Raw genomic sequence first — 25,249 nt, 5'->3', positions numbered from 1 at the left:
CTTATAAATGACATTTAAATGATCAATTATAAGAATAATTTATCAATAATGGCTAAATTTAGAACAATTTAACAGAAAATTTGCAACCCGGCATTGTTGGGAATTTTCCTAGAGAATTCAAGGACTAGTCTTAATTACAGTCATCGTTGAGTTAGCGATAGTTACGGCCAGACAAGAGCAATCTTGTTGACCGACAAAACACTCTCCAAGGACTCATCATGAAAAAACTTCTGACTATCGCCAGCGCCCTCGCAATGGGTGGCATTGCAACTCAAGCCTTTGCCTTTGACGGTACCATCAATTTTAACGGGACGATCTCAAACGTTACCTGCACCCTGACTGCTGCCGGGGGGGGCACAGGCACCGTCACGCTGCCTGCTATAGCCCCATCAGCCTTGAAGAATATTGGCGATACCGCAGGTACAACGCAATTCAGCATCAAACTGTCCGCCTGCACGGGCACCCCAGCCCCAACCCAAGCCGCTGTATGGTTTGAATCCGGCACAGAAGTAAACGCAGCGGGGCGCTTGGTGGGAACCATTGGCAGTAATACAGACACAGTGAGTATCGCCCTCTACAACATGGGAAACCCAACCCCCATCGCCATCGGACAAGGTAATGGCAGCCTGGGAAGTAGCGGAAACCCTTTCCCGATTACAGGTGGCAACGCAACGCTCAACTATCAAGCCAAATATTATGCTGAAAAAGTAGGCGTTCCGCCAGGTGCAGTACAAGCCAAGGTTAACTACACCATTCAATACCAGTAAATCTCAAAGCCCACTACTACAAACACTCAACAAGACTTGCATGGCGATCAACATGAATGCCCATTGATTGTCTTTGCCGGGCTAAGGATAAACCATGAAAAAGCTTATCGCACTCGCCAGCACTGTAGCGATGGCAGCAATTGCATCCAATGCATACGCATATGACGGCACAGTTAACTTTAAAGGCAACATCTCAAATGTAACTTGCACCATTGTAGCTGCAGGAGGTAGCACAATTGGCACCGTAACACTACCAACCGTAACCCAATCTGCGCTCAAAGCAGTGGGTGACACCGCTGGTACCACGCAATTCAGTATTCAGTTATCAAACTGTTCTGGCACACCGGCCCCCACAAAAGCAGCCGCATGGTTTGAAAGCGGCCCCGAGGTAAATGCCGCAGGACGCGTGTTGACATCTGTTGCAGGTACACCAACAGAAGCTTTAAGCATTGCGATATACAACATGGGACGTTCCACCCCGATTGTTATTGGCCAGGGAGACGGTAGCCTGGGAAGCAGTGGGAGCCCCTTTGACATTACCGCAGCAGGAACTACTCTGAAATACCAGGCCAAGTACTACGCAGAAAAAACTGGGATTCCAGTGGGCGCAGTGGAAGGCAAAGTTAACTATACCATTCAATACGAGTAACCACCTGATTATTTAACAGGTGGTTAAAAAACCTGAAAGGAGATGCAGATGTTATCTCCTTTTTTATTCCGGGGATACGCCATGCCAAAATTTAATATCAAAAAAATATTTACCTTAGCCGGACTACTTACCTTTAATGTAGCCAACGCCGACGTATACATCAATGCCACGCGTGTTATTTATCCTGCAGAAAAGCATGAAATTACATTCACCGTAGGCAACGGGGCAACCACCAAATCACTCATCCAGACATGGGTCGATGAAGGAAATTCCAAAGAAACACCCGACAATACCAAAGCGCCGTTTATTCTCACACCACCGCTTGCAACAATTGGCCCGCAAAGAACCCAAAATATTCGCATGAGCTACAGTGGAGAGCAGGCATTACCAGATGATAAAGAATCATTATTCTGGATTAATGTTCTCGAGGCACCTAAAAATACGCAAGACCCAAATGAGCTGAGAATTTCATTACGTACACGCATCAAGCTCTTCTATAGACCAGCAAAACTGGAATTAAAACCAGAAGATGCGGCAAAAAAAATAGAATGGCAAATTAATCAGAGCGAAGGAAAGTGGATACTTTCAGCACAAAACAACAGCCCATACTTTATTACATTAAGTCAGATAAAAATCAAGACAGATCAATTTACAGGACAAGCCAAATTAACACCACAAAATTCCATGATATCACCAAAAGGAAACATAAAACTACTCCTAACCCCTGAAAAAACTCCAACAGAGTCAGGAATAAAATTTAGCACCATTAATGACTACGGCGGCACAAGTGACTACACCGCCACATTAAAATAGTTATATCACCATACAAAGCAAACATATATCAACATGACAACTTCCATTCACTTCACACGAAATAAAATAAGCCTACTGGTTTTGTGTGCCATGAGCATGCCTTGCGACTATGCAATGGCAGAAGATGAAAGCAAGGTTGCCTTGTTTGATAAGAGCATGCTCTGGGGAAACATAAAAAATCTAGACATTACTAAATATGAAGAAGGTAATACCATACCCGATGGTACATATAGTATTGATATCGTTTTTAACGAAATACTAAAAGGTCGATATGAACTTTCTGTAAAAAGAAATAACGAAGAAAACAGGTCGATACCCTGTGTACCACGCAGTTTACTTCTGTCGTTTGGAGTGAAAGAAGAAAGCCTCCCCCCAAAGGAGAAAGAGGATGCATGTATTGACATTTCGAAATACATACCAAATGCATTTTATGAGTTTGATACAAATGACCTAGCACTGAAAATTAGTATTCCGCAGATTAATGTAAAATATCAACCTAGGGACTACTCCCCACCTGACAAGTGGGAGGCTGGAATCCCAGCCCTGCTTCTTGATTACAATGGAAATACATATTTTTCAAAAAACAATAATAACAGCACAAAAAGTGCCTATCTTTCCACCAAACTGGGATTGAATATTGGCGAGTGGCAATTCAGAAATTCAACATCAATTAGTTGGGACAATAACAATGGAAGATCTGTTGTCCCAATGGAAAGCTATATCAAAAAAGACATTGACTCCCTACAAGCTCAACTTATTCTAGGTGACAGCTTCACCGATGGAGACTTGTTTGATTCGGTTTCATTGCGTGGAGTACGTTTGGTAAGCGATGATCGAATGAAGCCGGTTTCACAAACTGGCTATGCACCGGTCGTACGCGGCATTGCCAATAGCAATGCTGTTGTTACTATCAAACAGAATGGGTATGTCATCTCTGAAACTACAGTCCCACCTGGTGCATTCGAAATAAGTGACATTTCTCCGGGCTCATACAATGGCGACTTAGATGTGACTGTGACGGAAGCAGATGGGAAAAAGAGCACATTTACTGTGCCATTTTCTGCAGTTCCACGCTCGATGCGAGAAGGCTCTGACCGCTTCAATTTCAACGTAGGTAAGGTGAGAAATTTATCTAATACCAACCCATTATTAGGACAATTTACTTACCAACGGGGCCTAAGCAATTTACTGACAGCAAATACCGGGCTCACCATTTCCGAAGGATATACTGCATTACAAGCCGGGACAGTATTTAATACTAGCATGGGTGCTATTGGTATAGATGCAACCCATTCAAAAACAGAAATCAATGATACACCATTTAAAGGACAGTCATATCGATTCAGCTTCAACAAACTTTTTCTAAACACGGGAACCAACGTTACGCTTGCAGCCTATCGATATTCAACAAATGGCTACTTCAGTGTGCGCGATGGACTTAATGCCCGCGATTTGGCAGTTAAAAATAATGAAAATCCTACGACAGTATTTGCCAGGTTACGTAGCCGTGCCGAAATAAACATTAATCAAACATTCAATGAGAATAGTTCGGTATATTTAAATGCGTCCGTACAAAACTACTGGAACTCTGACACTAGAAACTTGCAGTATCAAGCTGGATTTAGAAAAAGTATGCGCTGGGGGTCTATCGGCGTGAGTCTTAATCAAGTACGTGACAATAATAACAATAAAACTGATACCATCATGTTTAACTTGTCAATCAACCTGGATGCAGGTAAATCATTTAGCACCACTTTGCAACATGACTCTCAAGGAAATAATAGTCAACAAGTCAGCCTTTCCGGAAATGGTGGTGATGATAAAAGTTGGAGTTATAGTGTAAATGCAAATCGAAGTGCTAACGACTCAACAGAAGACAGCACCGTTGGTGGAAATACCTCCTATTCAGGAAGCAAAGCATCTGCGAATGCAACTGCAAGTATTAATAAAAATAGCAAACAGGTTTCATTTGGCGTGACTGGTTCTGTTATTGCGACAAAACATGGTGTTTTCTTTGGTCAAAGCATGGGAGAAAGTGCTGCTATTATTGAAGCAAAATATGCAGAGGGTGCAGAAGTAATGCCTGCCGTTGGTGTGAAGATAGACAGCTCGGGATATGCATTATTGCCTGCTTTGTCCCCTTATAAATTAAATGATGTACAACTACAAACTGGTAGCATGAGTGAGGGAGTTGAAGTACAAGGTAGCAGTAATCAAGCCGTTCCACGTAGCGGTGCGGTGGTGTATGTTAATTTCAAGACATCCAAAGGCCAACCAATTTTATTTAAAATTACACAAGCTAATGGTGAAGTACTTCCATTTGGTGCAGATGTTTTGGACGAAGAGGGCAATAATGTTGGCAACGTTGGACAAAATGGGAAATTATTTGCGCGCGTAAAGAAAGACAAAGGCACACTACATGTCACTTTGGCGGACAAAACAACCTGCCAATTTAGCTATAGCATCAATAGCAATTCCAAATACAATTCCTTACAGGAAAATACTTGCCATTGAATTTAATAAAATAATAAATCTAGAGACACATGACAACACTAAAAATAAGTACCCTCGACAGCAATCAAGCCTGAGAGATGACTAGACATATACTGCGTGCATGCATAGTAATATAACACTGCCATTTTGCCGAGCGTAAATACCATCATCCCCAAGACTAGATTATCTAAGACTTGGGAATTATTTTTTGGCAAACCACCTCCTCGAATTGACTCCAACAGAGCACGGCGGATTGCCCATCACTTGGTTCAATGCAGAGCAGGCATAGAGAACCAACCGGCTTCACTATCAATATTTGATTGACTAAATGCTGCATCAATGGCGACTACACATATCCATAATCAACACATACGCTTACATTCCCTATAAAACATGAGCAGTCTTTTAATTTACCGAGATTAAAATGGACATATTTTTAAAACATATATTTTTAAAAATAATTCTTTACAGCACATTACTGACAAATTCACTTTACGTGCAAGCACACGATGGAATTTGCTCATATGGTGGATCTATTGATAATATAGTAGGGAAAATAGACAATATTACTCTTCCCAACGTCACCTGGACCGGCGGTGCAAATAGCATCCCACCCATATGGGTTTCAAGCTCGATAAATGGCACCAGCCTCCAGTGTGAATTCTTTCAACAAGTGACGTCAAGGATGACTTTTACGCCAACAACTGCACCGACTGGTAAATTTATTACTGTGAATGGAACAAGCTATCCGATATTCTCAACCCCGATTACAGGTATTGGATATATTCTTGCACTCAATACGGTCGGTAATCCTCCAGTAGTCATCGGGAGTGGGACTACCTTTATCGGCAATAATAGCAATATAAACGTCAATGGATTCAAATTCAATCAACGCATTCAACTGGTTTCAACAGGTACCCTTCCAAATGGTAGCATCACTATTCCAAGCATGACGCTCGGCAACTTAATCGTTATTTCAAACGACCCAGCCTATGCATCCACCGCACGGACATTTCAATTAATCAGCAACTCGTCTACACTATCCCTTACTGCTCGAACTTGCTCACCAACGATTAATAATATTCAAATTACCTTTCCTGAGTTATTTTCCTATAAAGGAAATATTTGGGGAAATAACATAGGGAAAAGCTTTAATCTCGGCCTTAGCTGTACTCAAGGCACTGTCAATACTTATATGACTTTTTCTGACGTCAACACACCCGGAAATATTAGCAACATACTCAGTCTTGCACCAACCTCTACTGCCAGTGGCATTGGCATTCAGATCAAATTCAATAACGGCAACCCAATCAGCTACGGCTTAGACTCTGCAAGTTCTGGAAATAATGGGCAGTTTTTATTACAAAACAACGTCAGTGGATTAATATCACTACCATTTGTAGCATCACTGATTCAAACTGGTCCCATATTACCAGGTAGCTTTACAGCACGGGCAACATTTACTTTTTCATATCAGTAATGCCAAGCACTTTAAAATGTGGAAATAATATATTTTCTAATAGTGCTACAGCGCAAATGAAATTTAAATTGTTACCAACAATATGGCAGGTAGAACACTTAGAGGCAGTTCAACATACGCAAATATGAATAAAAATAGCAAACAGGTATCGCTTGAGATTACTGGCTCTGTCATTCCAACACCAAGAGCATTTTCTTTGATCAGAACATGGGAGAAAACGCAGCCATTGTCGAGGTAAAAGACGCGCAAGGTGCAGAAGTAATGCCAGCGGTTGGTATAAAGACGGGCTTCAGGATATGCTTTGTGTCCCGCATTGGCGCTGGATACATCAAATGATGTACAAATATAAACCCTCAGCATGAATGAGGACACAAAAGTTCAAGATGGCAGTAATCAAGCCGTACCACTTGGTGGTGCTGCGATGAATATCAATTTCAAAGCCCCCAGGGAACTGCCGATTTTTTACCTAGCGCTACCAAATGGTAAAGCAGTCCCTTTGGTCACAAGCTTGAATGTGGAATCAACAAGTAGAAAAGCCCTTGCAGATAACTGCAAGGGCTTTTTTTGGAGGCGCGGGCCGGAGTCGAACCGACCTACACGGATTTGCAATCCGGTGCATAACCGCTTTGCTACCGCGCCGTAGCTGGTGCTCAAACAGCACAGTGTCTGTCTGGCTAAATGTGGAGCGGGAAACGAGGCTCGAACTCGCGACCTCAACCTTGGCAAGGTTGCGCTCTACCAACTGAGCTATTCCCGCGTCGTGGATACTGCGTGTTTGATAGTGTGGGTGGAGCGGGAAACGAGGCTCGAACTCGCGACCTCAACCTTGGCAAGGTTGCGCTCTACCAACTGAGCTATTCCCGCGTCGCATGGCACTACCAAACATTTTTACTGCTGCAAAACCAGTGGATGGAGCGGGAAACGAGGCTCGAACTCGCGACCTCAACCTTGGCAAGGTTGCGCTCTACCAACTGAGCTATTCCCGCGTCGCATATACTGCTGCAAATCAAGTAGTGGAGCGGGAAACGAGGCTCGAACTCGCGACCTCAACCTTGGCAAGGTTGCGCTCTACCAACTGAGCTATTCCCGCATACAACTTGGTTTGCTTCTCTTGTCTGCCACCTAAGTGGCGTCGAGAGAGTGCGAATTATAAGGGATTCTCGCCCCCTGTCAACACTTCAAACATCAATTTTTTTGCCGGAAAACTCGCGGGCAGCCATGCGCAGATAGTAAACCATTGACCACAAAGTCAAAATCACGGCGATAACCATGAAAATATTTCCTGCAAGCAGGCTATCTACACCGGGGAAAAGCGGACCGGCATAAAGCAACAACAGGATGGCCAGCATTTGTGCTGCCGTTTTCAGCTTGCCAATATAGGCCACGGCAACACTGCCACGGCTTCCCATGCCGGCCATCCACTCGCGCAGGGCTGAGATGGTGATTTCGCGGCCGATGATGATCATGGCCATCCAGCCCGGGGTACGGCCCATTTCCACCAGCAGGATGAGGGCAGCCGCCACAATCAGCTTGTCGGCCACTGGATCCAGAAATGCCCCGAATGCCGAGGTCTGGCCCAGCTTGCGGGCCAGAAAGCCATCCAGCCAGTCGGTCCAGGCGGCAAGGAAGAAGATCATGGCACCGACATTATTGCGGTCAGCGGCCAGCAGCATGGAATCCGGCAGGAAAAAGACGGCTACACACAGTGGTATCAGCGCAACGCGCAGCCATGTAAGGAAGATCGGCAAATTGAAGGGCATGTGGTTAATCTGCTTTATGGTTTTCGTTTAATGCAAAGCCTGGTAGATCTTTTCCGCGAGGGTTTGACTAATGCCATCTACCTGGGACAAATCGTCAATACTGGCTGCCACTACACCACGTAAACCACCAAAGCGCAGTAACAATTGCTGACGTCGCTTGGCGCCAATCCCTGGAATCTCTTCCAGCGTGGATGCCGTGCGTGCCTTGGCTCGTCGCGCACGATGTCCGGTAATGGCAAAGCGGTGTGCTTCGTCACGGATGGTCTGGATCAGGTGCAATGCCGGGTGATCACTGCGCAATTGTAGCGTCTTTTGCTGGTAAGGGAGGATGAGCGTTTCCAGACCGGGTTTGCGCGCTTCGCCCTTGGCTACCCCGATGATGGGCAACGTCAGGCCCAACTCGGCAAAGACCTCTAGCGCCACACCAACCTGGCCCTTGCCGCCATCAATCAATACCGCATCGGGCAATACCCCCTCCCCTGCCGCCAGGCGACTATAGCGACGGGTAAGCGCTTCGCGCATCGCAGCGTAATCATCGCCTGCTTTGGCAGTTTCAATATTGAAGCGCCGATACTGACCGGGCTGCATGGCTTCCTTGTCGTATACGACGCAAGACGCCACCGTGGCTTCGCCCATGGTATGGCTGATATCAAAGCACTCCAGGCGCTCTACCCCCTCCAGTCCCAGTGCTTCGTTCAGCTGCGCCACGCGGTGTTGCTGGGTAGCCTTGCTGCTAAGACGCTGCTGAATGGCCAACATGGCGTTCTTTTCGGCCATTTCCAGCCACACGCGCCGTTCGCTGATGGGATTGCTGACCAGATGGACACGACGTTCCGACTGCTGCTCCATCAGTTCACGCAATGCCGCTGATACATCCTGATTGACAATGATGACCGGTGGCATGGGCGCACCGAGATAATGCTGGGCGAGAAATGCATCCAGCGCGGCTCCTGCATCGTCGTCAACAGCGCCCTGGGGAAAAAAGCTTTTGTCTCCCAGATGGCGACCGCCTCGTATCATTACCAGATTGATGCAAACCAGCCCGCCATCGGCGACTGCAGCCACGACATCACAATCCTGCTGGCTGGCATTACTGGAAACAAACTGTTTTTCCTGTACCCGGCTCAAGGCCTGGATCTGGTCGCGCAGCTCGGCTGCCTGCTCGAACTCCAGCGCCAGCGCAGCTTGCTCCATGCGCTGGGTCAACGTGTCGATCAGTTCGTTTTGCCGACCTTGCAAAAAGGCAACGGCGCTTTGCACATCGCCCCGGTATTCCTCCGCACTGATATGTTCGACACAGGGGCCGGAGCAGCGCTTGATCTGATACAGCAGGCAGGGGCGTGAGCGATTGGCAAATACAGCATCTTCGCAAGTGCGCAGGCGAAACACCTTTTGCAGGATCTGAATGCTTTCCCTGACGGCATAACTGTTGGGGTAAGGGCCAAAAAACTGATGCGGCTTCTTGGGTTCTCCCCGGTAATAGGCCAATTGGGGAAAGGTGTGACCGGTCAGCATCAGATAGGGATAGGACTTGTCATCCCGAAACAGGATGTTGTACTTGGGTGCCAGCGCCTTGATCAGGTTGTTTTCCAGGATCAGCGCTTCGGCTTCCGAGCGGGTGACGGTGGTTTCAATACTGGCAATCTGCCGCACCATGAGCTGAATGCGGGGTGAGTGGTCAGTCTTCTGGAAATACGAACTGACGCGCTTTTTCAGATCGATGGCCTTGCCCACATAAAGCACATTGCCCGACGTATCGAACATGCGATAGACGCCGGGCAAATTGGGGAGTGTGGCCAGTACCGATTGATAATCGAAACTGTTCTGGTTCATGTGGTCACTGGTTACACCAGCTTTGCACATCCTGCTGGGCTTGTTGCTGCAGGGAACTGCGCTGGCTGTCGGTGGCGAGGGCATTGCTGCCGGGCATGCGGACACGGCCATTTTGCTGCAGCGATGCCAGATTGTCGCGGGCGCGCTTGCAGTTTTCCTGTGCCACTTTCTTGTTCTGTTCTTTCACCTTGGCGTTTTCGGCAGAAATTTCGGCATTTTTCTTGTCGGTATCGCTCAAGGGGCTGCCCTTGACTGCCTTGGCCGGAGCCGATGCGGGCGCATAGGCGCGCACATTCATCTGCTTGGCCTTGGAACCTGGCGGCGGCTGATCGGAAAATACTGTTTTGCCGTTGGCATCGACATATTGATACACCTCCGCCATCGCGGGGGCCGACAGCAGCAATGCAACAAGCACGCTCAGAATAGCGGGGGTTTTCATGGTGTGATGTCCTAAGCTGAAACACACTGATTGTACGGTGTCGGGACGCTGATCGCAAAAGCAAGCATCAGCATTTTTTGCAACACATCAATAGTCTCGGTATAATGCCGCTTTGCCGCAAAGGAAACGCCAGATGCGTATCATCGAGAAAGCCTATACTTTCGACGACGTTCTCCTCGTCCCGGCCCATTCGGAAGTTCTGCCGCGCGACGTAGTCCTCTCTACCAAACTCTCCCGCAATATCACGCTGAACCTGCCGCTGGTTTCTGCCGCCATGGATACGGTTACCGAATCCGGGCTGGCTATTGCCATGGCTCAGGAAGGTGGTATTGGCATCATTCACAAGAATATGCCGGCCGACAAACAGGCTGCGGAAGTGTCCAAGGTAAAACGCCACGAAAGCGGCGTGGTCAAAGACCCGATCACCATTGCCCCGGACATGCTGGTGCGCGATCTGGTGCTGCTGACCCGCCAACACAAGATTTCCGGCCTGCCGGTGATCGAAAACGGCAAGGTTGTGGGTATTGTCACCAACCGTGACCTGCGTTTCGAAACCCGCCTGGAACAGACCGTTGGCTCGATCATGACGCCGCGTGAGCGCCTGATTACCGTCAAGGAAGGTGCCAGCATCGACGAAGCCCGCGAACTGATGCACACCCACCGCCTGGAGCGCGTGCTGGTGATCAACGACCAGTGGGAGCTGAAGGGGCTGATTACCGTCAAGGACATCATCAAGACCAGCGAACACCCGAGCGCCAACAAGGACAATCAGGGTCGTCTGCGCGTGGGTGCTGCAGTTGGCACCGGCGGCGATACCGAACAGCGCGTTGCCGCGCTGGTGGCTGCCGGCGTGGACGTGATCGTGGTGGATACGGCTCACGGCCACAGCCAGGGCGTGATCGACCGCGTACGCTGGGTGAAGCAGACCTACCCGCAGGTTGATGTGATTGGCGGCAACATCGCTACAGCCGCCGCTGCGCGCGCGCTGGTGGAGGCTGGTGCTGATGGCGTGAAAGTGGGCATCGGCCCCGGTTCCATCTGCACCACCCGTATCGTGGCCGGTGTGGGCGTACCGCAACTGACCGCCATCCACAATGTTTCCGAAGAACTGAAAGGCACTGGCGTGCCGATGATCGCCGACGGCGGCATCCGTTTCTCCGGCGACATTTCCAAGGCACTGGCTGCCGGTGGCAACTGCGTGATGCTGGGCGGCATGTTCGCCGGCACCGAAGAAGCACCGGGTGAAGTCGAGCTGTATCAGGGTCGTTCCTACAAGTCCTACCGTGGTATGGGCTCGCTGGGTGCCATGAGCCAGGGTTCGGCTGACCGTTACTTCCAGGACAGCTCCAATGCTGCCGACAAGTTCGTGCCGGAAGGCATTGAAGGTCGCGTACCGTACAAGGGCCCGATCGCTGCTGTCATCCATCAGCTGATGGGTGGCCTGCGTTCTTCCATGGGTTACCTGGGCTGCGCCAACATCGATGAAATGCATGAAAAGGCCGGCTTTGTGGAAATCACCTCCGCCGGCATGCAGGAATCGCATGTACACGACGTACAAATCACCAAGGAAGCGCCGAACTACCACGTTTCGCGTTAATTCCGGGTCAACGCCGGTCGCCAGACCGCTTGACGAACAAAAGCCCGCGTCACAGCGGGCTTTTTTTATGGCGGTGCCTCAGGCCAAAGGCAATAGCAAGCGGGTGCCCCATGCCTGTGGAGCGACATCATGCGGGCCGCTCAAGGCCTCATCCAGCAAAGGGCGTTGTCCGTACTGCTCGCCGCTGCCGGGCAACCATTCCTGCAGCAACCAGTTCCATGCCGCTGCCAGCCCCTGATACGGCCCCTGATGCACAATGCAGGCATAACGACCGGCCGCCAGCTCTCCATAGACAAAACCCAGCTCTTCCACTTTGGCACGCGGCAAGGACAAAGCCGGCGGTGGGGTCAGGCAGGCCGCTGCGCGCAATGCCTGCGGCGCAACCGTGGCGGGGTCATCCAGATATTGTCCAAAAGCGCGTAGTGCCTGATTCGGTCCGACATGTTGCTGCAACAGCGCGCGCAAGGCAGCAAAAGCAGCAGCAATGCCGGTGTAAGGTCCAAGATGCGGCTTCATCAGCACCGGCAGCGGCTGTTCAAAATGAATGATTTCTACCTGATACATGGCGGGCTCCTGTTTAGTTACGTAAGGCCAGCAGCAAGCGGCTGCGCAACTGGGCGGGCGGTGTATTGTAGGGGGCATTCAGATACTGCTCGAGGCAAGGCAGGTCGGCGGGCTCCTCGCCGCTTTGCGGCAACCAGTGGCGGTACAGCTGATCCCATGCGGTTTTTAGCTCGGCATACGGCCCTACATGCTCCAGGCAAGCATAACGGCTGGCAGGGATTTCACCACGCGCAAAACCTTGCGCCGCCAGCGCGGCATCGCCCAGGCTGAATCCGGTGGGCAGACTGACACTGGCAATGGAACGCAAATCAGCCGCTGCCACCTCATCCGGATCATCCAGATACTGGCCGAACACCTGCAAGGGCTCCCCTTCTCCCGGCATTGGTCCCATCAGCGCATGCAGGGCGTCGAACGCCTGCCCTATCCCCATATATGGTCCATAATGCCGCCGCTGCACGACCGCAATGGCGGGTAACAAGATGATGCTGACATTGGGCATGACACGCTCCTGTAAAGTTGTGAGCATGAGCAAACGGCGCTGACGATAGCGCCCCGGCGTCTCGCCGTAGTGCTTGCCAAAGGCCCGCACAAAAGCGGCACTGCTACCATAACCGGCACGGGCGGCAATGCCCGGTAGTGCGCGACGGCCAGCAGCCAGTTCGTCAGCCGCACGGTGCAACAGCATACGTTGCCGGCTCTGACTCAGCGTCTCCCCCATCAGCGCATGAAACAGGCGATGAAAGTGATAGGGCGAGAAGCAAGCCTCCTCGGCCAGGCGCTCCAGCGAGACTGGCTGATCCAGATGCCGCCACAGATAATCCAGTGCGCGCATCAGACGCTGCGAATACAGGGTGCCGGGACCGTGCTGACGATAGGGTTTGCTCATGGCGGACAGTCTAGATGAGATGTATTGATCGATTTTGCGATTATTGATTTTCCCCACGGCAGGCACCCCGCCCACAGCACATTGCATCACTTGGCGGGATCCGCTGATATTTTTTCCGTACACTATGTGCTTTGCCATCTTGCCGGTGCAACACTGATGCCCCTCACCCACACCAGCCGCGTCGAGTCTATTTCCCTCAACCACCATCGTCACCTGCTGCGCCACTGGGGGCGGGAAGATGCTACACCATTATTCATGCTGCATGGCTGGATGGATAGCTCTGCCACCTTCCAGTTTCTGGTGGATGCACTGCCGGGCGACTGGCATGTCATGGCACTGGACTGGCGTGGCTTCGGTGATAGCGATTGGAATCAGGGCAGCTATTACTTCCCCGATTACCTGGCCGATCTGGACGCCTTGCTTCAGCACTTTTCCCCCAGGCAGCCAGTACGCCTGCTGGGTCACAGCATGGGTGCGATGATTGCCGGCATCTATGCCGGGGTACGCCCGGAACGCATTGCCCGCCTGTCGCTGGTGGAAGGCTTTGGTCTGAATGCCACGCGCCCGGCGGAAGCGCCAGGGCGCTATGCACGCTGGCTGCGCGAGCGTAGAGAGGCACCGACATTCAACAGCTTGGGCAGCCTGGAAAATGTTGCGGACAAACTGATTGAACGTAATCCCAGGCTGGAAAGACAGCGCGCCCTGTGGCTGGCAGCTACACTCACCCGCAGCACGGCAGATGGTGAATTGGTATACCGGGCAGATCCGCGCCATAAAATGGTCAACCCGGTACTGTACCGGCTGGAGGAGGCCAAGAGCTGCTGGCAGCGCATCACAGCACCTGTTCAGTGGGTGATGGGGGGCGATATGTGGGACCACCCCATGGCCAGGGGAGTGCTGGACACCCTGCCAGAACGCCGTGCCTGCTTTGCCCAGCGGCAAGAAACCGTGGTTGCCGATGCCGGCCACATGATCCAGTGGGAGCAGCCAGCTAGTCTGGCAGCCACCATTCAACCTTTCCTGCTTTAAGCTGTATCCAGCGCCTTTTTCAGACCGCCAGAATTTGTGTTTGACCGGTGTCAAAATGAGCAAACAAGCCGGAAAGATGCCCCTACACCGCTGAAGAAGGCTGATAAAATAAAGACAAATCATCTTCAGAATTGCCCAGCATGACGCCACTGATCAGCACCGACGAGCGCGATGAGCTCCTGAAAAACCTGGTTATCCCTCCCCGACCGGATGTGCTGGACAAGCTGATGGGCTTGCGCCAGGACCCTGATGTAACCTTGCAGAAGCTGGATGACATCATCAACGAAGACCCGGCGCTGTGCGTGGCCATGCTCAAAGCTGCCAATACACCGATACTGGGCCGGGGTCGGCATATCACATCGGTTCACCAGGCCATCAGCCTGCTGGGCATCAAGAACGTCATCAATCTGGTCAGTGGCCTGGTGTTGCGCACCCGTCTGACCGCTGAAACGCCGCCCGCGCTGGAGCAGTTCTGGGACAACACCCTGCTGATTGCCCTGATCGGCTCGGCACTGTGCGACCGGATTGTCCATGTGCCGGACGACTGCCGCAGTTTTGCCCTGTTTCACAGCTGTGGCATGGCCATCATGCTGATGCGCTTCCCCAGCTATATCCGCACCTTGCGGCTGGTAGAAATGGCCAGTGACGATCGCGTTGGCCTGGTGGAGCAGGAGCTGCACGGCACACGCCATGATGTGGTGGGTTATCTGGTGGCGCGCAGCTGGAACATGCCGGAAAACTTTGCCAAAGCCATCCTGATGCAGAATGACGATGCGGTAATGGATACCAGTCCGGATGCCCCGCTGGATCACGATGCCCGCATGATGGTGGCTGTTACTCGTGCCGCGCGCCATGTGTGGCGCACACTCACGCCAGGCAAAGAAGATGCAGGCTGGGATACCCGCAAGGATGAGGTGCTCAACTATCTGGGCATGTCGGATGTGGAGTTTGAAGACTGGACGGATTCCATGCATCAGCAGCTTGCCGTCTCCGTGTAGCCGCATCCGGGATCAAATAAAAAACCGCGTGGCATCCACGCGGTTTTTTTATGGCTGCGGACTCATCAGCCCAGGTAGCGAGCCTGCAGGTGTGCGCGGAAATAGTCCGGATTCAAGGCCTCTCCGCAGGCACGGCTGACCAGCTCGGCGGTTGGGTAGCGGCTGGCCTGGCTCCAGATATTCTTGTCCAGCCAGTCAAACACGGCACTCAGCTCACCGGCAGCAATGCGCTGGTCCAGATCCGGCATGCTACGACGCATGACGGCAAAGTATTGCGCCGCATACATCGCCCCCAGGGTGTAGCTGGGGAAATAGCCGAAGCTGCCATCGGTCCAGTGAATATCCTGCAGGCAGCCCTGGCGGTAATTGCCACGCGTATCCACCCCAAGATAAGCCTGCATTTTCTCATCCCACAGAGCCGGAATGTCCTCCACCTCAATATCGCCTTCAATCAGCGCCTTTTCGATTTCATAGCGCAGGATGACGTGGGCCGGGTAGCATAATTCATCCGCATCCACACGGATGAAGCCCGGATGAACACGGCTGTAAAGCCGGGCAAGATTATCGGCGGCAAAGGCCGGCTGCTCGCCCAGATGCTCGCTGATAAGCGGTGAAATCAGCGATAGAAAAGCAGGATTGCGCCCCAGCTGCATTTCGAAGGACAGGCTCTGGCTTTCATGAATGCCCATGGAGCGGGCACGCCCAACTGGCAGATGCAGCATATTGCGTGGCAGGCCCTGCTCGTAACGGGCATGGCCGGTTTCATGAATGATGCCCATCAGACTTTGCATGAAGTCATCTTCGCGGTAGCGGGTAGTGATGCGCACGTCTTCCGGCACACCTCCGCAGAAGGGATGTACGCTGACATCCAGCCGGCCCGCATCAAAATCGAATCCCAGCAAGGCCATGACGGCCAAACCGAGCTGGCGCTGCTGCTCTACCGGAAAGCTGCCCTGTGGCAGGACAAGCCTTTCCTGCGCTTGCTTTGCCATCACTTGGGAGATCAGGCTTGGCAGCCATTGCTTGACTGCGCCGAAGATACGGTCGATATCGGCACTTTGCATGCCGGGCTCGTATTTATTCATCAGGGCATCGTAGGGCGAACATCCCTGGGCGGCCGCTAGCAGCTTGGCCTCACGCCGCGACAGCAGCACCACTTCGCGGAAATTTTCCAGGAAACCCTGCCAGTCGTTGCTGGCACGCTGCTCACGCCAGGCGTGCTCACAGCGCGCACCAGCCAGGGCCTGAGCCTCGACCAGATCCGCGGGCAGCAGATTGGCCTGCTGCCACTCACGCCGCATTTCGCGCAGGCTGGCAACTTCGGCCTCACTGAGGTTTTCCTGTTCGGCATCTTGCAAGGCTTGTGCCAGCTTCGGATCGGTCAGCGTGGCATGCATCAGCACTTCCAGCTCTGCCTGGGCTGCGGCTCTGGCCTCATTGCCCTTGGGTGGCATCATGGTGGCCTGATCCCAGCCAACCATGGCTGCCAGATGAGCAAAACGGTGCAGGCGAGTAAAACGGGCAAGCAGCGATGCATACGCAGGTGATTGCGACATGCGAACTCCTGAACAAAACAAGTAAATGAGATGTAGACAAGCAGTGGCAGTGCCAGCCGGATCAAAGCCGACTGCTGTCACTGCCACTTCAGTGCTGGCGGGTAGTGCTGCCTGGTTGCAGCAGGCTGATGGGCTGGGCAGCCTCTTCCGCCAGATGGATGCGCTCGTGCGCAGGCGGAAAGGATAGCCAGTAATAGAAATATTCCCGCGCCAGCTGGACAAAGGCTTTCTGGTTTTGCGCATCATTCAGATGCAACAGCATGGCATCCACCACCATGCGGAAACTGTCTGGCCGGTAAGGTTGGCCTGACAACAGGAACAACATGCCCTTAAGCAGATATTCACGTTCCTGGATGTCCGCTTCGGGCATGCCATCCTCAAACAGCTTGCCCAGGTAAATTTCCAGCGAGGGTGGAAAAACATCGAAACCCTGCCGCCGCATTCTCTCCAGCAGGGAGGCCAACGAGTCGGCCATTTCCAGCCGGACATTGCGGGTGGTAAAGCCGGAGCGGGCTGTGATTTCCACCAGCTTCTTGACATCACCCAGCCAGAAATAATAGAACTCACGCGCGCAGGTCAGCGCTGTTACGCGATCGACCACCACGCAATCATTGACGAAGCGTTCCACCACGCGCCGGAATGACTGGGCATCACGCGATACACCATCCAGCATGGGCAGCAGGCGATCAAGCAAATGACGCCGCTCATCCAGCACCTGCTCGACCGCACCCTGCCGCAGGATAAGACGCAGATACGCATCCAGCGCCTGTTGCAGGGCGCTCATGTCCATGCCGGGAAGAGATGATACCGACTCAGTCATTGGCTTTTACTCGCGATGTCGGCCATTGCCGATGTTGCCCTCCGGCCTGCAGAGTGCAGCCAGGGGAAACCAGTTTCATTGTGGAACATGAAGAGCAGTTCGGCCAGACGAATTGCCGCTTCCTGCTTTACTCCAGGTCTAACTTCACGGCATGGCAAAGTTCATGCTGATACGGATGTCCGCCCCCACCATCCGCACATCCTGGATTTTGACCTGCTGCTTGTCAGCCAGATCCTCCAGCGCCGGCCAGGCAAACAGCCCTTGCGCCGTGCTGCCGACCAAGGCCGGGGCCAGATACAGAATGGCCTCGTCCACCAGTCCGGCGCGTACCAGCGCACCGTTAAGGCCGGCTCCGGCTTCAATCATGAGTTCATTGACACCGCGCTCGGCCAGTCGTTGCATCAGCATGGGCAGATTGGCGTGTCCGGCATCCTCCGGCAAAACCATCAGCTCAGCACCACGCTGCAGATAAGGCTGATGGCGTGCCTGGTCGGCAATACTGCTGACCAGCAGGGTATTGCCACCATGAAAAATCCGCCGGTCCGGTGGCGTTACCAGCCGGCTGTCCAGCACCACCCGCAAGGGTTGCTGCGGCAGAATGAAATCACGCACCGTCAATTGCGGGTTATCCACCAGCACCGTTCCGCTGCCGGTCAGAATGGCGCAGCTGCATGCGCGCAGCTTCTGTACATCGTGGCGGGCTGCCGGGCCGGTAATCCACTGGCTCTTGCCATTGAGCAAGGCGGTCTTGCCATCCAGCGTGGCGGCTGCCTTGAGTGTTACCCAGGGGCGCTGCCGCTCCACCCTAGACAAAAACCCCCGATGCACGCGCCGGGCCTCTGTCTCCAGCAGGCCAGCACTGGCATCAATGCCTGCGGCACGCAGCATGGCCAGCCCGCGCCCTGCAACCTCATGATAGGGGTCCACCATGGCGGCCACCACGCGTGACACTTCTTCCTTGATCAGCCGCTCGGCACAAGGCGGGGTACGGCCATGATGACTGCAGGGCTCCAGCGTCACATAGGCGGTGGCACCACGCGGGCTATCACCACGGGCAAGGCAATCCTTGATAGCCTGGATTTCGGCATGATCTCCACCCACCTGCAGCGTAGCGCCTTCGCCGATCACCCGGCCTTCGCGGACCAGTACACATCCAACTCCGGGATTGGGTGCCGCCCTGCGGGTGGCGGCTTCGGCCAGGCGCAATGCCTGCTGCATGAATACATGGTCTTGCGGAGAAAACAACGACATCAACAAGCCTTCCAGCGGAATGAATAATGGTCATGCCAACCCGCAATGGGCGGCAACCCCTGATAAGCAAGCCACACCCGGCCTGCGCCGGGTAGCAGCACTGACTCAATGATTGGACTTCTGTATTTCCTTGATTGCATCCGAGAATTCGGAGATATCCTGGAAGCTGCGATAGACCGAGGCAAAACGCACGTAGGCCACCTTGTCCAGCTTGGCCAGTTCGTTCATCACCATTTCACCAATCTGCCTGCTGGACACTTCACGCTCGCCCAGTTGCAGCAGGCGATGGCAGATGCGGTCGATGGCGTCATCCACCAGCGCCGTTGGTACCGGGCGCTTGTGCAGGGCGCGCAGAAAGCTGGTACGCACCTTTTCGATCTCGAATTCGGAACGATGGCCACCAGACTTGACCACCTGCGGCATGCGCACATCGGCAGTCTCGAATGTCGTGAAGCGCTTTTCACAGGCCAGGCAACGGCGACGGCGACGGATGCTGGCACCGTCTTCGCTGACGCGGGAGTCAATCACCTGCGTATCGGCATTGCCACAGAAAGGACATTTCATGACGTGTCAATCCAGTGTTTTTTTGATAAGCACTGATGGTATCAGCAAAGACAACACAGGTTAATGCCTGCCATCGTAAAGCCGTGTTGATTTGACGCAGACAATAAAAAAGGCAGCCCGCAGGCTGCCTTTTACTCAGCGATGTTCCGCTTACTTGGCGTAAACCGGGAAACGATGGCACAGCGCGGTAGCCTGTTCGGCCACACGAGCGATGGCGGCATCGTCGTTCGGGTTGTCCAGCACGTCGGCAACCAGGTTGGCAACCATCACGGCTTCGGCTTCCTTGAAGCCGCGGGTGGTGATGGCCGGGGAGCCGATACGGATGCCGGAAGTCACAAACGGGCTTTCCGGGTCATTCGGAATGGCGTTCTTGTTGACGGTGATGTGACCACGGCCCAGCAGCGCATCGGCAGCCTTGCCGGTCAGGCCCTTGGGACGCAGGTCCACCAGGAAGACATGGCTTTCGGTGCGGCCGGAGATGATGCGCAGACCACGTTCAGCCAGGGCGCGGGCCATGGCGTCGGCGTTCTTCAGCACTTGTTCCTGGTACACCTTGAATTCCGGTTGCAGCGCTTCCTTGAAAGCGATGGCCTTGCCGGCAATCACGTGCATCAGCGGGCCGCCTTGCAGGGTCGGGAATACATTGCTGTTGATGCTCTTCTCGAACTCAGCCTTGGCCAGGATGATGCCGCCACGCGGACCACGCAGGGTCTTGTGGGTGGTGGAGGTCACGAAGTCAGCGTACGGAACCGGGTTCGGGTATACACCAGCAGCGATCAGACCGGCGTAGTGTGCCATGTCGACCATGAAGTAGGCGCCGCACTTCTTGGCGATCTGCCCCATGCGTTCGAAATCGAAGCGCAGGGCGTAGGCAGAAGCACCGCCAATGATCAGCTTGGGCTTGGTTTCCATCGCTACGCGTTCCATGTCGTCGTAGTCGATTTCTTCCTTCTCGTTCAGACCGTAGGCCACGATGTTGAACATCTTGCCGGACAGGTTGGCCGGAGAGCCGTGGGTCAGGTGACCACCATGGCCCAGGTTCATGCCCATTACGGTGTCACCCGGCTTCAGGATGGAGAAGTACACCGCCTGGTTGGCCTGGCTGCCGGAGTGCGGCTGCACGTTGGCGTATTCGGCACCAAACAGCTGCTTCACGCGGTCGATGGCCAGTTGCTCGACCACGTCTACGTGTTCACAGCCACCATAGAAACGCTTGGCCGGATAGCCTTCGGCATACTTGTTGGTCAGTTGGGAGCCTTGGGCTTCCATCACTGCGGGGCTGGTATAGTTTTCGGAAGCAATCAGTTCGATATGATCTTCCTGGCGTTGGCACTCGGCCTTGATAGCGGCGGCCAGTTCCGGGTCGAACTTGGCAATCGTCTGGTCAGCTGCAAACATCTTTGACTCTTCCATCAAAGGGTTAACGATGAGGCCATTCTACACGAATCGCCCTGTGAAACATTTTCACGTAAAGCTTTTTTGGCAATGCAGCACTCGCTGTACGCCATCATCATTGCTTACTGCCCTTCAGCCTGCTTCAGGTCGTCTGCCGTAAAGAACAGCGGAATCCCGTCGCGGCTTTCCGGGTACACCTCGGGCAGCACATGCACATCGCGCACCCGGCATTCCGCCATCAGTTCGCGGAAATTCGATTCGATCAGCGCCACATTGTCCATGGCCGCCAGCGGCCAGACAAAGGCTTCCCAGTTGCGCTCGTCACCTTCTGCCGACAGGGTGATATGCAATTCACCGTTGTCGTGGGCGGACAGGACGGCCACCGGGTCTTTCGACAGCTCACGCAGGCGGCGGATCTGACTGCTGGCAAACACCTGCAAAGCCACTTCGAAGCGGGCGAAATTGCCGGCCACCAGCGCCTGCATCACCGGCAAGGGCGGGCGGGCAATCGGGAACAAGGTCACACCATCGGTATGCAATTGTTCGCCCAGGAATTTCATCAGCGGCATGCCCCAGGCACCGACGGCACCACCCAGTTTTACCGGGACCGCATCGCCTTCCGGCTGGATGGCCACACCCAGCAGGTAACGCAGGAACACACCCTCTTCTTTCAGGGTGATGGCGGCACCGTTCAGGGTTTCGCCAACACCGTCTGCCGACGTCGTCAAATCACGGGTCAGGCGGTACAGCCTGGCCGCATCCATGGCCACTACCGTATCCGGATGCAGCAGCTGGCCAAACACGCGGACATCGCCATGCGAGCTGATAACGCCATGCTGGCGCAGCAGCGCGTTCAAGCCATCTTCATCGGCAATGGCAGCAGGCAGCGTTGCCTGGTTCTTGCTACCGGCCACCAGCACCAGCGGCAAGGCAAATACATGCGCACAGCGGCCTTGCGGCTGCTCTGCCGCGGCCCGTAATGCATCCCACACAATCTTATAAGTGTCCTGCGACGGCACCATCGCCAAAGCGACCGAAATGGAGAGCAATTCGCCACGTTGCAGCATTTGCGCCATGGCGTCGCGAATGGCGACAAACCACATTTCGCGATCCGCCTCGGTGGTGGCGTTTTGCACCGACAAGGCGTTATGGATCAGCATATTGGTCAGCGATACCTGCGGGTGGTACTGGCGCGGGTCCGGAAGAGTGAGAAGCGGCTGCGACATCATGTCATCCTGCTGAAATCGGGAAAGCGCATATTGTCGCACAGTCCGTTGCCGCTGGCTCACCAAGCAAGCGCTTGACTTTCGATTTCAAACATAAGCATGTGCTGATTAGCGACAAAAACGGATATTTTTTCGTTTTCCGAAAATTCAGATGTTGACACTCGCGCACTGTATCTGGATAATCCGTACTCGTTGAGATGCAGCAATTGCTTCTTGATAGTTTCTCCTCTATTTCTCCTTTGTAGACTTGGCGCGGGCCTCACGGCACCGCGCATTTTTTTTGCCCAATGCAGCCAAAGCACGACAAATCAAGCCTATAACACAATGTTATTAAAGATTTTTTACAAAAATACGTAAAGAATCCAGCCCTGCAGATCACAGCTTCCCACGATTACAAACACCTCTCCGGCACGGATTTCCTGCCTTGCCGAGCCGAGTACTACCCGGCAAGGTAATGACAAGCGCAAATGTTCGGTTGTGAGCAATGTGACACAAAATATTAAACATATATTGTATACAAGTTCTAATTATTACAAAAAAGAAAAACCGAACATGCGGAAATGTTCGGTCTTGCCAGGAAGAGCAAGAGGATGCAGCGCCAGAACACGCTGCCAATCAGGGAATCCGGCTTGCTTGTATAACCGGAAATGATCTGACTACAGGTGGAAATTTAAGTTCACCGCCAAAGAAAAGTCTTATCCACGGTCAAGACCACCTGTGGCAAATACCCGACAGTTTTACTCGGTCTTATCTGCCTAACCCTTATTTCAGCGCTGGGCGCGGCAAATCCAGCCAGCGTTGTACCGATGTCCGCTGCCATTGCAAAGCCGCATAATCGGCTAGCCGCTGTGGCATGGGGTCGCCATTCAACCGTAAGCGGTTGAGCATCAACGCCAGATCGACATCCACAATACTCCACTGCCCAAACAGGTAGTCCGCACCGGCAGGCAATGCCTGCTCGGCCACCCGTAGCAGTTTGTGGGCGGCACGCCGGGCCGCATCAGACAGCGGGCACCTTATTGGCCGGTAGAACACCACCAGGGTGTCACGCTCCTGTCGCAAAGGCAGCAGATCACTGCGCAGCCAGGCCTGTAGCTGGCGGGCGCGTGCCTTGTCCTGCGGATGTGGCGGATAGAGTGCCGGGCCGGAGAAAACCTCGTCCAGATATTCGGTAATGGCCGAGGACTCACTGAGCACGAAGTCACCATGCTGCAAGGCCGGCACCCGTGCTGTCAGCGAACGGAGCGCATAAGCCGGTGCATGATTGGCCCCGGCATCCAGATCCAGGGTCGACAGGGTAAAGGGCAGTTGCTTTTCCAGCAGCGCCACATACACCGACATGGCATAGGGGCTGCAATACTGGGCATCGACGGTCAGGTGCAGTGATGAAGTTGATGGCATGGTCGGCTCGCAATGGGTTGATCGATCAAGCAGCTGAGTCAGCTTGCCGCTCGACGAGCAAGCACAGTTGCCACTGTTCCAGTTAAAGCATGGAAAAAGTGGCGGACAAGCACATAAAAAAACGGCAGCCGCAGCTGCCGTTGTTACCGATTTAGCGGGCAGCCCGCTTATTTTTCCACTTGGGTCACATCACGCACCGCACCGGTGTCGGCACTGGTGGTCATGGCCGCGTAGGCGCGCAGAGCGGCGCTGACCGGGCGCTGGCGATCCACCGGCTTCCAAGCATCACGGCCACGTGCTTCCATGGCGGCGCGTCGGGCAGCCAGTGCCTCGTCGCTGACGGCCAGGCGGATGCCGCGGTTGGGGATGTCGATCTCGATGGTGTCACCCTCTTCCACCAGACCAATCGCACCGCCTTCGGCAGCTTCCGGCGACACATGGCCGATGGACAGGCCGGAAGTACCACCAGAGAAACGACCATCGGTCAGCAGTGCGCAGGCCTTGCCCAGGCCCTTGGACTTGAGATAGCTGGTGGGGTAAAGCATTTCCTGCATGCCCGGACCGCCCTTGGGGCCTTCGTAGCGGATGACCACCACGTCGCCAGCAACAATCTTGTCGTCCAGAATGGCGGCAACGGCGTCATCCTGGCTTTCAAAGATGCGGGCGCGGCCGGTGAACTTGAGGATGGAGTCATCCACACCAGCGGTTTTCACGATGCAGCCACGCTCGGCGATATTGCCGTACAGCACGGCCAGGCCACCATCCTGCGAGTAGGCATTGGCCTTGTCGCGGATGCAACCCTCGGCACGGTCGTCGTCCACGCCGGGGTAGCGCATGGATTGCGAGAACGCGATGGTGGTGGGCACGCCGCCCGGTGCGGCACGGTAGAAGCGGCGCGCTTCGCTGTCTTCGCCATGGCGCATGATGTCCCAGGCTTCCAGCCCCTCGGCCAGCGTCTGGCTATGGATGGTGGGTACATCGCGGTGGATCAGGCCGGCACGGTCCAGTTCGGACAGGATGGCCACCACGCCACCGGCGCGGTGTACGTCTTCCATATGATATTTCTGCGTGGCCGGGGCCACCTTGGACAGGCAGGGTACCGAACGCGAGATGCGGTCGATGTCAGCCATCTTGAAATCGACACCGGCTTCGCTGGCGGCAGCCAGCAGGTGCAGCACGGTATTGGTGGAGCCGCCCATGGCTACGTCCAGGCTCATGGCGTTTTCAAAGGCCTGCTTGGTGCCGATGGCGCGCGGCAGCACACTGGCGTCGTCCTGCTCGTAATAACGCTTGGTGATGTCAACGATCAGGCGGCCGGCGCGCAGGAACAGCTCCTTGCGGTCGGCATGGGTGGCCACCAGGCTGCCGTTACCCGGCAGCGACAGACCCAGGGCTTCGGTCAGACAGTTCATCGAGTTGGCGGTGAACATGCCGGAGCAGGAGCCGCAAGTCGGACAGGCCGAACGCTCAACCCGCTCCACATCTTCATTGGAAATGGCGCTGTTGGCCGCTTCCACCATGGCGTCCACCAGGTCGAGCTTGCGGATGTCGTTGCCCCACTGCACCTTGCCCGCTTCCATCGGGCCACCGGAAACAAAAATCACCGGAATGTTCAGGCGCATGGCAGCCATCAGCATGCCGGGGGTGATCTTGTCGCAGTTGGAGATGCACACCAGCGCGTCGGCACAGTGGGCATTCACCATGTATTCCACGCTGTCGGCAATCAGG

21 protein-coding genes and 5 tRNA genes are annotated in these 25,249 nt (G+C 53.9%); 8 read left to right on the top strand and 18 right to left on the bottom strand.

Annotated features, from left to right (window positions below):
* Nucleotides 1–218 precede the first annotated feature (218 nt).
* From QVF59_RS02120 to QVF59_RS02100, 5 genes are all read left to right on the top strand, one after another.
* Nucleotides 219–767: a fimbrial protein gene (locus QVF59_RS02120; RefSeq protein ID WP_287877095.1), complete on the top strand. Its 549-nt coding sequence runs from the start codon at nucleotides 219–221 to the stop codon at nucleotides 765–767.
* Between the two features lie 94 nt (nucleotides 768–861).
* On the top strand, nucleotides 862–1,416 hold the full coding sequence (locus QVF59_RS02115) for a fimbrial protein (RefSeq protein WP_287877094.1): 555 nt from the start codon (nucleotides 862–864) through the stop codon (nucleotides 1,414–1,416).
* A 48-nt stretch (nucleotides 1,417–1,464) separates the two neighbouring features.
* Nucleotides 1,465–2,229 (top strand): fimbrial biogenesis chaperone, encoded by a 765-nt coding sequence (locus tag QVF59_RS02110; protein ID WP_287877093.1) that lies wholly within the window; start codon nucleotides 1,465–1,467, stop codon nucleotides 2,227–2,229.
* Nucleotides 2,230–2,262: 33 nt separating this feature from the next.
* A complete protein-coding gene (locus tag QVF59_RS02105; RefSeq protein ID WP_287877091.1) occupies nucleotides 2,263–4,743 on the top strand; it encodes a fimbria/pilus outer membrane usher protein in 2,481 nt (826 codons plus the stop codon).
* A gap of 403 nt (nucleotides 4,744–5,146) precedes the next feature.
* On the top strand, nucleotides 5,147–6,202 hold the full coding sequence (locus tag QVF59_RS02100) for a fimbrial protein (protein WP_287877090.1): 1,056 nt from the start codon (nucleotides 5,147–5,149) through the stop codon (nucleotides 6,200–6,202).
* A gap of 565 nt (nucleotides 6,203–6,767) precedes the next feature.
* On the opposite strand, the gene QVF59_RS02095 is transcribed toward QVF59_RS02100, so the two are convergent.
* The 8 genes from QVF59_RS02095 to QVF59_RS02060 form a co-directional block, all read right to left on the bottom strand.
* A tRNA-Cys gene (locus tag QVF59_RS02095) sits at nucleotides 6,768–6,841 on the bottom strand.
* 42 nt (nucleotides 6,842–6,883) lie between these two features.
* A tRNA-Gly gene (locus tag QVF59_RS02090) sits at nucleotides 6,884–6,959 on the bottom strand.
* Nucleotides 6,960–6,990: 31 nt separating this feature from the next.
* Nucleotides 6,991–7,066, bottom strand: a tRNA-Gly gene (locus QVF59_RS02085).
* A 46-nt stretch (nucleotides 7,067–7,112) separates the two neighbouring features.
* A tRNA-Gly gene (locus QVF59_RS02080) sits at nucleotides 7,113–7,188 on the bottom strand.
* A gap of 28 nt (nucleotides 7,189–7,216) precedes the next feature.
* Nucleotides 7,217–7,292: transfer RNA gene (locus QVF59_RS02075), tRNA-Gly, on the bottom strand.
* 88 nt (nucleotides 7,293–7,380) lie between these two features.
* Nucleotides 7,381–7,962: a CDP-diacylglycerol--glycerol-3-phosphate 3-phosphatidyltransferase gene (gene pgsA / locus QVF59_RS02070; RefSeq protein WP_089084969.1), complete on the bottom strand. Its 582-nt coding sequence runs from the start codon at nucleotides 7,960–7,962 to the stop codon at nucleotides 7,381–7,383.
* A 27-nt stretch (nucleotides 7,963–7,989) separates the two neighbouring features.
* On the bottom strand, nucleotides 7,990–9,795 hold the full coding sequence (gene uvrC, locus QVF59_RS02065; RefSeq protein ID WP_287877089.1) for an excinuclease ABC subunit UvrC: 1,806 nt from the start codon (nucleotides 9,793–9,795) through the stop codon (nucleotides 7,990–7,992).
* 4 nt (nucleotides 9,796–9,799) lie between these two features.
* Nucleotides 9,800–10,234, bottom strand: coding sequence for a DUF4124 domain-containing protein (locus QVF59_RS02060; protein ID WP_159878881.1), 435 nt, complete (start codon nucleotides 10,232–10,234; stop codon nucleotides 9,800–9,802).
* A gap of 133 nt (nucleotides 10,235–10,367) precedes the next feature.
* On the opposite strand from QVF59_RS02060, the gene guaB reads away from it, so the two are divergent.
* Nucleotides 10,368–11,831 (top strand): IMP dehydrogenase, encoded by a 1,464-nt coding sequence (gene guaB, locus QVF59_RS02055; RefSeq protein WP_287877087.1) that lies wholly within the window; start codon nucleotides 10,368–10,370, stop codon nucleotides 11,829–11,831.
* Nucleotides 11,832–11,909: 78 nt separating this feature from the next.
* Here guaB and QVF59_RS02050 read toward each other — a convergent pair whose 3' ends face one another.
* Together QVF59_RS02050 and QVF59_RS02045 are read right to left on the bottom strand one after the other, a co-directional pair.
* A complete protein-coding gene (locus QVF59_RS02050; protein WP_287877086.1) occupies nucleotides 11,910–12,395 on the bottom strand; it encodes an AraC family transcriptional regulator in 486 nt (161 codons plus the stop codon).
* A 13-nt stretch (nucleotides 12,396–12,408) separates the two neighbouring features.
* Nucleotides 12,409–13,281 carry an AraC family transcriptional regulator gene (locus QVF59_RS02045; RefSeq protein ID WP_287877084.1) on the bottom strand — a complete coding sequence of 291 codons (873 nt, stop codon included), beginning with the start codon at nucleotides 13,279–13,281 and terminating at the stop codon, nucleotides 12,409–12,411.
* Between the two features lie 156 nt (nucleotides 13,282–13,437).
* On the opposite strand from QVF59_RS02045, the gene QVF59_RS02040 reads away from it, so the two are divergent.
* Together QVF59_RS02040 and QVF59_RS02035 are read left to right on the top strand one after the other, a co-directional pair.
* On the top strand, nucleotides 13,438–14,310 hold the full coding sequence (locus QVF59_RS02040; protein ID WP_287877082.1) for an alpha/beta fold hydrolase: 873 nt from the start codon (nucleotides 13,438–13,440) through the stop codon (nucleotides 14,308–14,310).
* A gap of 140 nt (nucleotides 14,311–14,450) precedes the next feature.
* Nucleotides 14,451–15,308 (top strand): HDOD domain-containing protein, encoded by an 858-nt coding sequence (locus QVF59_RS02035; protein ID WP_287877081.1) that lies wholly within the window; start codon nucleotides 14,451–14,453, stop codon nucleotides 15,306–15,308.
* Nucleotides 15,309–15,373: 65 nt separating this feature from the next.
* Here the strand turns inward: QVF59_RS02035 and QVF59_RS02030 are convergent, their stop codons facing one another.
* The 8 genes from QVF59_RS02030 to ilvD form a co-directional block, all read right to left on the bottom strand.
* The gene (locus QVF59_RS02030; RefSeq protein WP_287877080.1) at nucleotides 15,374–16,864 is read right to left on the bottom strand and encodes a carboxypeptidase M32; all 1,491 of its coding nucleotides are present in this window, start codon (nucleotides 16,862–16,864) and stop codon (nucleotides 15,374–15,376) included.
* A gap of 88 nt (nucleotides 16,865–16,952) precedes the next feature.
* Nucleotides 16,953–17,684 carry a hypothetical protein gene (locus tag QVF59_RS02025; RefSeq protein WP_205677444.1) on the bottom strand — a complete coding sequence of 244 codons (732 nt, stop codon included), beginning with the start codon at nucleotides 17,682–17,684 and terminating at the stop codon, nucleotides 16,953–16,955.
* Nucleotides 17,685–17,828: 144 nt separating this feature from the next.
* A complete protein-coding gene (ribD, locus tag QVF59_RS02020; protein ID WP_287877078.1) occupies nucleotides 17,829–18,935 on the bottom strand; it encodes a bifunctional diaminohydroxyphosphoribosylaminopyrimidine deaminase/5-amino-6-(5-phosphoribosylamino)uracil reductase RibD in 1,107 nt (368 codons plus the stop codon).
* A gap of 105 nt (nucleotides 18,936–19,040) precedes the next feature.
* Nucleotides 19,041–19,499 carry a transcriptional regulator NrdR gene (gene nrdR / locus QVF59_RS02015; protein WP_159878897.1) on the bottom strand — a complete coding sequence of 153 codons (459 nt, stop codon included), beginning with the start codon at nucleotides 19,497–19,499 and terminating at the stop codon, nucleotides 19,041–19,043.
* A gap of 150 nt (nucleotides 19,500–19,649) precedes the next feature.
* Nucleotides 19,650–20,897 (bottom strand): serine hydroxymethyltransferase, encoded by a 1,248-nt coding sequence (gene glyA / locus QVF59_RS02010; protein WP_159878899.1) that lies wholly within the window; start codon nucleotides 20,895–20,897, stop codon nucleotides 19,650–19,652.
* Between the two features lie 119 nt (nucleotides 20,898–21,016).
* On the bottom strand, nucleotides 21,017–22,120 hold the full coding sequence (locus tag QVF59_RS02005; RefSeq protein ID WP_287877074.1) for a hypothetical protein: 1,104 nt from the start codon (nucleotides 22,118–22,120) through the stop codon (nucleotides 21,017–21,019).
* A 762-nt stretch (nucleotides 22,121–22,882) separates the two neighbouring features.
* Complete coding sequence (yfcF, locus tag QVF59_RS02000) at nucleotides 22,883–23,521, bottom strand: glutathione transferase (RefSeq protein WP_287877073.1); 639 nt, start codon at nucleotides 23,519–23,521, stop codon at nucleotides 22,883–22,885.
* A 167-nt stretch (nucleotides 23,522–23,688) separates the two neighbouring features.
* The coding region (ilvD, locus tag QVF59_RS01995; protein WP_287877071.1) for a dihydroxy-acid dehydratase at nucleotides 23,689–25,249 on the bottom strand (1,561 nt) is incomplete at its 5' end.

Source organism: Aquitalea sp. (assembly GCF_030150775.1).
Lineage (GTDB): Bacteria > Pseudomonadota > Gammaproteobacteria > Burkholderiales > Chromobacteriaceae > Aquitalea > Aquitalea denitrificans.
The sequence above is the reverse complement of the archived record's forward strand: the minus strand, read 5'-3'. Positions and strand labels throughout refer to the sequence as shown.

Excerpts from the sequence above, each read along its gene's own strand:
- QVF59_RS02005 (WP_287877074.1), bottom strand. The coding sequence starts at position 22,120 with ATGTCGCAGCCGCTTCTCACTCTTCCGGACCCGCGCCAGTACCACCCG.
- QVF59_RS02105 (WP_287877091.1), top strand. The coding sequence starts at position 2,263 with ATGACAACTTCCATTCACTTCACACGAAATAAAATAAGCCTACTGGTT.
- QVF59_RS02025 (WP_205677444.1), bottom strand. The coding sequence starts at position 17,684 with ATGACTGAGTCGGTATCATCTCTTCCCGGCATGGACATGAGCGCCCTG.
- QVF59_RS02030 (WP_287877080.1), bottom strand. The coding sequence starts at position 16,864 with ATGTCGCAATCACCTGCGTATGCATCGCTGCTTGCCCGTTTTACTCGC.
- nrdR (WP_159878897.1), bottom strand. The coding sequence starts at position 19,499 with ATGAAATGTCCTTTCTGTGGCAATGCCGATACGCAGGTGATTGACTCC.
- QVF59_RS02060 (WP_159878881.1), bottom strand. The coding sequence starts at position 10,234 with ATGAAAACCCCCGCTATTCTGAGCGTGCTTGTTGCATTGCTGCTGTCG.
- QVF59_RS02115 (WP_287877094.1), top strand. The coding sequence starts at position 862 with ATGAAAAAGCTTATCGCACTCGCCAGCACTGTAGCGATGGCAGCAATT.
- yfcF (WP_287877073.1), bottom strand. The coding sequence starts at position 23,521 with ATGCCATCAACTTCATCACTGCACCTGACCGTCGATGCCCAGTATTGC.
- QVF59_RS02100 (WP_287877090.1), top strand. The coding sequence starts at position 5,147 with ATGGACATATTTTTAAAACATATATTTTTAAAAATAATTCTTTACAGC.
- pgsA (WP_089084969.1), bottom strand. The coding sequence starts at position 7,962 with ATGCCCTTCAATTTGCCGATCTTCCTTACATGGCTGCGCGTTGCGCTG.
- QVF59_RS02045 (WP_287877084.1), bottom strand. The coding sequence starts at position 13,281 with ATGAGCAAACCCTATCGTCAGCACGGTCCCGGCACCCTGTATTCGCAG.
- QVF59_RS02120 (WP_287877095.1), top strand. The coding sequence starts at position 219 with ATGAAAAAACTTCTGACTATCGCCAGCGCCCTCGCAATGGGTGGCATT.
- glyA (WP_159878899.1), bottom strand. The coding sequence starts at position 20,897 with ATGTTTGCAGCTGACCAGACGATTGCCAAGTTCGACCCGGAACTGGCC.
- guaB (WP_287877087.1), top strand. The coding sequence starts at position 10,368 with ATGCGTATCATCGAGAAAGCCTATACTTTCGACGACGTTCTCCTCGTC.
- ribD (WP_287877078.1), bottom strand. The coding sequence starts at position 18,935 with ATGTCGTTGTTTTCTCCGCAAGACCATGTATTCATGCAGCAGGCATTG.
- QVF59_RS02035 (WP_287877081.1), top strand. The coding sequence starts at position 14,451 with ATGACGCCACTGATCAGCACCGACGAGCGCGATGAGCTCCTGAAAAAC.
- QVF59_RS02040 (WP_287877082.1), top strand. The coding sequence starts at position 13,438 with ATGCCCCTCACCCACACCAGCCGCGTCGAGTCTATTTCCCTCAACCAC.
- QVF59_RS02050 (WP_287877086.1), bottom strand. The coding sequence starts at position 12,395 with ATGTATCAGGTAGAAATCATTCATTTTGAACAGCCGCTGCCGGTGCTG.
- uvrC (WP_287877089.1), bottom strand. The coding sequence starts at position 9,795 with ATGAACCAGAACAGTTTCGATTATCAATCGGTACTGGCCACACTCCCC.
- QVF59_RS02110 (WP_287877093.1), top strand. The coding sequence starts at position 1,465 with ATGTTATCTCCTTTTTTATTCCGGGGATACGCCATGCCAAAATTTAAT.